Origin of the sequence: Polaribacter sp., assembly GCF_051251875.1 — a bacterium.
In the GTDB taxonomy this organism is placed as follows: domain Bacteria; phylum Bacteroidota; class Bacteroidia; order Flavobacteriales; family Flavobacteriaceae; genus Polaribacter.
Map to the genome: position 1 here is coordinate 35,281 of NZ_JBPOGL010000034.1, position 6,657 is coordinate 41,937.

The window sequence follows — 6,657 nt, forward strand, 5'->3', positions numbered from 1 at the left end:
ACTTTACACTTTAAAAAAAGTTAATAAACATTCCTCTTAAACTCACTCAATAAAATTGCTGTAGCCGTTGCTACATTTAAACTTTCCGTTTCTTGAGTTTCTCCAAAACGAGGAATCGAAATTTTATGAGTCACTATCTTTTTTATCTCATCAGAAACACCATTTGCTTCATTTCCCATAATTAGAATTCCGTTTTTTGGCAACTTGGTTTTGTACACATTTTCACCGTCCATGTCTGCTATAAAAGTTGGCAACTTAGTACTTGATAAATATTCTGCTACATCTAAATAATGAATAGATATTCTAGTTAAAGACCCCATACTTGCTTGTACCACTTTAGCATTGTAACAATCTACTGTGTTTTTAGAACATATAAGTTGTGTAACACCAAACCAATCACATAAACGAATTATTGTACCCAAATTTCCTGGATCATTAATAGCATCTAATGCTACAATTAAACCTGAATCTTGAAAATGTTTTGCATCAGGTATTTGAAACAAACCTAAAACTTGATTTGGAGTTTTAAGATTGCTTATTTTTTGTAATTCTGTTTCTGAAACCCGTATAATATTAGCTTCATCAACATCTACATCATACTCATCAGTACAAAATAGCGTTTCTAAAGTAAAAGAAGAATCTAGTAATTCTCCAATTACTTTTACGCCTTCACCAATAAATAGTTTATGCTTTTGTCTATACTTTTTTTGTGATAAACTTGTTATTAATTTAAGTTGATTTTTAGAAATACTCATTAATTAATTTTATTAAAAATAAACCGTTTAAAAATACTATTTTTGAACTTGATAGCACCGCTAAAGTAATGAAAAAACTTTCTTTTTATTTTTTAATCGTACTTGTTTTAGTTGCATGTAATTCTACAAAGCATGTTGCCGAAGATGAATTGATGCTCACAAATAATTATATATACATAGATAGCGTAAAATACAAAAAGAACAACTTACAAAAATATGTAATTCAGAAACCTAATGTTAAATTATTAGGCTTGCCTTTGGGCTTGTATGTACATAATTTGGCAAACCAAAACATGCCCAAAACAGCTACAGAATGGGGATTAAAAAATAAACGCTCTTATAATTTTATAAAAAATATTTTTTCGGAAAAACAAAGTATTGCCTATGCAAATTCTTTTATCAAACTAAATAATTGGTATTTGAGTTATGATAAACCTGTTGTAATTAATACTGCCAAGATAAAAAAAACAGCAAACAATTTAACCGATTTTTATAAAACTCAAGGGTTTTTTAAAGCAAAAGTAACCACAAACATTAAGCAAACAGCTCTAAAAAAAGGAACTGTAGATTATCTTGTTACAAAAGGCAACCCCACGCTTTTAGATACTATTAATTTAAAAATAGAATCGAAAGTACTAGATTCTATTTATAAGGATTCTGGATTAATATCACTACTAAAAACAGGCGATCAATACAATGATAAAACATTTAGAGACGAGGCTAGCAATGTTCTAAAACTTTTTAGAAATAGTGGTATTTATCATTTTTCAGAAACCGCTTTAGGGTTTTATGTAGACTCTACAAGAACAGATTATAAGACAAATGTAGATTTTATTATGACTGGCTCTAGATTAATAGAAGAAAACGGAAACTACATTTCTAAACCATTTAAGGTACACAAAATAAAAAAAATAAATGTAATAACAGATTACTCATTTAACAGAAAAGGAGCAATTTATTCAGATTCTACATCTTATAAAGGAATTAATTTTTTGGCGTTTAAAAAACTAAAATACAATCCAAAATACTTATCGCAATCTATTTTCTTTAAACCCGGAGAAGTTTATAAAGATACTTTAAGAAACTTAACAAGAAATCACCTAAATACACTTAATAATTTTAAATCAACCAACATAAAATTTACACCCATTCCCGGCACAGACAATGCATTAAAAATGGATATATTCTTAGCACCTATAGAAAAATATTCCTTAGGTTTTGAAACCGAACTAACCCATTCTAATATTAGAAACATAGGTGTTTCTGGCAAGTTTTCTATTACAGATAGAAATATTTTTAGAGGTGCAGAAATATTAAAAATTTCTCTCTTAGGTTCTTGGTTTAATTCTAATAATGGTCCTGGTTGGGAAATTGGCGCAGATACTTCTTTAGAAATACCAAGGTTTTTAGCGCCCTTTGGCTTAAGTAATTTAGTTCCTAAAGAAATGTCTCCAAGAACGTTGTTTTCAATAGGTTCTAGTTTTCAAAAAAACATAGGTTTAGACAGGCAAACATTTACTTTTTTAACAGATTACAAATGGCAGTACAACGCTAAAAAAACAATTCAATTAGAGGTATTAAATACACAATATATTCAAAACTTAAATATTAATCGTTTTTTTGATATTTACAGTTCAGAGTTTTCAAGTTTAGATGAGGTAGCTGAAGTTTACGATGCAGTCAATAACATTACCATAAACCCAAACTACCCACTTTCAGATGATATAGAAGACCAAGTATCTGTAGCTTTACGTTTTATGAATACCGTTGCTAAAAACACTACTTTTAAAACATCCAATCCAGATGAATATAACACAGCACTAAATATCTTAAATAGATATAATATTCTTACATCAGATTTTTTAATTCCTGTTTTAGGATATTCTTTTACTTATAATAATCAATCTAGTTTTAAAGACAATAATTTCTCATTTTTTAAAGTAAGAGTTGCTAATTCTGGGAATATTATGGGCATATTATCAAAAAACACCAACATTAATAATAAGAAAACTTTTTTAAAAATTCCTTTAGCACAATATTTTAAAACAGACTTAGAATATAAACATTTTTGGGAAGTTGGTCTCAATTCTGTTATTGGTTTTAGAACTTTTTTAGGAACTATTATTCCGTATGATAATTCAGACATTCCGTTTACAAAAAGTTATTTTGCAGGTGGTTCTAATGATATTAGAGCTTGGCAAACTTATGAGTTGGGTCCGGGAAGTAGAAATACAGGTTTAGAATACAATGTTGGTAGTTTAAAATTCTTAACCAGCGCAGAATACAGATTTGATGTAATTAGCAAACTAAAAGGAGCTTTATTTATAGATGCCGGAAATATTTGGGATATTACCAATTCGAGTTTTGTAGACGAAGATGCCAAATTTAAAGGAATCTCTTCACTAAAAGACATTGCAATTGGTTCTGGTTTTGGAGCAAGAATCGACTTCAGTTTTTTAATTCTAAGGCTAGATATTGGTTTTAAAACGTACGAACCTTATTTAGACGGAAATAAATGGTTTAAAAATTACAATTTTTCTAATTCCGTTTTTAACATCGGAATTAATTATCCTTTCTAAGAAATTTATAACGTTTTCGTTATTTTAGAGAACGTAAAAGGCACAGAAATAGGTATTTTTTATTACTTTTGAAATTTTGTAATCAATTTAAATAAATAATTATGAGCCACAATATAAAACCTGGTGTTGCAACCGGAAAAGAAGTACAAGCAATTTTTAACCTAGCCAAAGAAAAAGGATTTGCATTACCTGCTGTTAATGTAATTGGATCTAATACTATAAATGGTGTTTTAGAAACTGCAAGAGATTTAAATGCACCTGTTATTATTCAGTTTTCTAATGGTGGTGCACAATTTAATGCAGGAAAAGGCTTATCTAATGAAAATGAAAAAGCAGCTATTGCTGGTGGAATTGCAGGAGCAAAACACATTCATGAATTATCAGTAGCTTACGGAGTACCTGTAATTTTACATACAGACCACTGTGCAAAAAAATTATTACCTTGGATTGACGGACTTTTAGATGCTTCTGAAAAACACTTCGCAGAAACAGGGAAACCTTTATATAGTTCTCACATGATAGATTTATCTGAAGAGCCAATTGAAGAAAACATAGAAATTTGTAAAACCTATTTAGCGCGTATGGCTAAAATGGGAATGACTTTAGAAATTGAATTAGGAATTACTGGTGGTGAAGAAGATGGTGTAGACAATTCTGATGTTGATGTTTCTAAATTATACACACAACCAGAAGAAGTTGCTTATGCTTATGAAGAATTATTAAAAGTATCTCCACAATTTACAATTGCTGCTGCTTTTGGTAACGTACATGGTGTTTATAAACCAGGAAACGTAAAATTAACTCCAAAAATCTTAAAGAATTCTCAAGAATATATTTCTAAAAAGTACAATGTACCTCATAATACAATTGATTTTGTATTTCATGGTGGTTCTGGTTCTACAAAAGAAGAAATTAAAGAATCTATTGGTTATGGTGTTATAAAAATGAACATTGATACTGATATGCAATTTGCCTTTACAGAAGGAATTAGAGATTACATGCAAGGAAAAGCAGCTTATGTAGCTACTCAAATTGGAAATCCTGATGGAGCAGACCAACCAAATAAAAAATATTACGACCCAAGAAAATGGTTACGTGAAGGTGAAGAAACTTTTAAAACTCGTTTAAAACAAGCTTTTGCAGATTTAAACAACGTAGATACTTTATAAAAAATACTATTTTAAGTATCACCTTGTATTTACCAAAGTAATAATAAAAGGCATTTTGATTTATTTCAAGATGCTTTTTTTAGTTTATACGTTAAAAAGTAAACTTTACAGAAAAATCTTTTACATTTGTAATTCATAATTTGTATACTATACTTTTAGAAAATAAAATTTAGATACCAAATTCTAACATAAAACAAACTAATAACATGGCTTGGTTTAAAAGAACAGACAAAGGAATACAAACCCTTACAGAAAACAAAAAAGACACTCCAAAAGGTTTATGGTACAAAACACCTAGTGGAAAAATAATAGATACTGAAGAATTAAAAAGAAACTTATATGTAAGTCCAGAAGATGGTTACCATGTAAGAATAGGAAGTAAAGAATATTTTGAGTTATTTTTTGATGAAAATAAATTTAAAGAGCTTGATGAAAAACTAACTTCAAAAGATCCTTTAAAATTTGTAGACACCAAAAAATATCCAGAGAGATTAAAAGAAGCACAAGCAAAAACAAATTTAAAAGATGCAGTAAGAACCGCTGTTGGTAAATCTTTAGGAAAAGATATTGTTATTGCTGCTATGGATTTTGCTTTTATTGGTGGCTCTATGGGTTCTGTTGTAGGTGAAAAAATTGCACGTGCAATTAATTACTCTATCATACATAAGATTCCGTTTTTAATGGTTTCAAAATCTGGAGGAGCCCGTATGATGGAAGCTTCTTTGTCATTAATGCAGTTGGTAAAAACATCAGCAAAATTGGCACAATTAGCAGAAGCTAAAATACCATATATTTCTTTATGTACAGATCCAACAACGGGTGGTACAACTGCTTCTTACGCCATGTTAGGCGATATTAATATTGCAGAACCAAACGCATTAATTGCATTTGCCGGGCCAAGAGTTGTAAAAGATACTACTGGAAAAGATTTGCCAGAAGGATTTCAAAAATCTGAATTTGTTTTAGAACATGGCTTTTTAGATGCTATTTACGAACGTAAAAAATTAAAAAAGCAAGTCAATTTATATATAGATTTAATTCAAAACTTGCCCATAAGAGCATAAATTCCAAAATATTACTAGAAAATTAATAAAAAGCAATAGTTTCATCTAGTGATTTTTTTCGTCTATTTTGTTAGATTAGCACTTACCTTGTTAAGGTGACAATAATCTGTTTATTTAGCCATAAAAATTCAAAAAAATAATACTATATTTGCAGCTTCAATAGAAACCCTATTGATATACATAAAAATCATTTAAATAATATTGGCATGTACTTAACTAAAGAAGTAAAAGAAAGCATCTTCGAAAAACACGGTAAAGGAAAAAACGACACCGGTACTTCAGAAGGGCAAATTGCGTTATTTACGCACAGAATTAACCATTTAACAGAGCATTTAAAAAATAATCGTAAAGATTATAATACAGAGCGTTCTTTAGTAATGATGGTAGGTAAACGTAGAAGTTTACTAGATTATTTAAAGAAATCAGATATTACAAGATATCGTGCAATCATTGCAGAATTAGGAATTAGAAAATAATTCTAACAAAAAAAGAGGTGCTTAAACGTGCCTCTTTTTTTATGAAAAAGCTTGTAGCTAGCTACAAAACTTTAAAATTTATTTCCTGCAGATAGCATCTAAAAAACCTTTTGGTTGCACCAAAAGCTATTGAAAATTAATAATCTCTGACTAACAAACAGAAAATTATATAGAATTATTCTTGTAACAAGAACCAAACTTGGTACTTTAGACAAGAAAAAAAAATCAAAAATAGTAACAGCATTTTTGAATTTCCATTGAAACAAACAACAACGCAACAACAAACAAATTAAAAATTAGAATTAAAATTTTATGATTCCAAAAGTATTTAGAGAGGTAATAGACCTTGGAGATGGAAGAACCATTTCATTAGAAACCGGTAAACTAGCAAAACAAGCTCACGGTTCAGTTGTTGTTCAAATGGGAAAAGCAATGTTATTATGTACAGTAGTATCTAATTACAAACAATCCGACGTTGATTTTTTACCATTAACAGTAGATTATAGAGAAAAATTTGCAGCCGCAGGACGTTATCCTGGTGGTTTCTTTAAAAGAGAAGCAAGACCAAGTGATGGAGAAGTATTAACAATGCGTCTTGTAGACCGTGTTTTACG

Annotated in this window: 5 protein-coding genes and 1 pseudogene; 5 read left to right on the forward strand and 1 reads right to left on the reverse strand. The window is 29.4% G+C overall.

What is annotated here, in order from left to right:
- Positions 1-20 precede the first annotated feature (20 nt).
- Positions 21-755 carry a TrmH family RNA methyltransferase gene (locus tag ACSHW5_RS13855; protein ID WP_435676740.1) on the reverse strand — a complete coding sequence of 245 codons (735 nt, stop codon included), beginning with the start codon at positions 753-755 and terminating at the stop codon, positions 21-23.
- A gap of 68 nt (positions 756-823) precedes the next feature.
- On the opposite strand from ACSHW5_RS13855, the gene ACSHW5_RS13860 reads away from it, so the two are divergent.
- The 5 genes and pseudogenes from ACSHW5_RS13860 to ACSHW5_RS13880 form a co-directional block, all read left to right on the forward strand.
- A complete protein-coding gene (locus tag ACSHW5_RS13860; RefSeq protein WP_435676741.1) occupies positions 824-3,334 on the forward strand; it encodes a BamA/TamA family outer membrane protein in 2,511 nt (836 codons plus the stop codon).
- Between the two features lie 101 nt (positions 3,335-3,435).
- Positions 3,436-4,503: a class II fructose-bisphosphate aldolase gene (fbaA, locus tag ACSHW5_RS13865; protein ID WP_435676742.1), complete on the forward strand. Its 1,068-nt coding sequence runs from the start codon at positions 3,436-3,438 to the stop codon at positions 4,501-4,503.
- A gap of 206 nt (positions 4,504-4,709) precedes the next feature.
- Positions 4,710-5,567 (forward strand): acetyl-CoA carboxylase, carboxyltransferase subunit beta, encoded by an 858-nt coding sequence (gene accD, locus ACSHW5_RS13870; RefSeq protein ID WP_435676743.1) that lies wholly within the window; start codon positions 4,710-4,712, stop codon positions 5,565-5,567.
- 206 nt (positions 5,568-5,773) lie between these two features.
- A complete protein-coding gene (gene rpsO, locus ACSHW5_RS13875; RefSeq protein ID WP_435676744.1) occupies positions 5,774-6,043 on the forward strand; it encodes a 30S ribosomal protein S15 in 270 nt (89 codons plus the stop codon).
- Between the two features lie 312 nt (positions 6,044-6,355).
- Positions 6,356-6,657 (forward strand): annotated as a pseudogene (locus tag ACSHW5_RS13880) (polyribonucleotide nucleotidyltransferase); the annotation flags it as partial.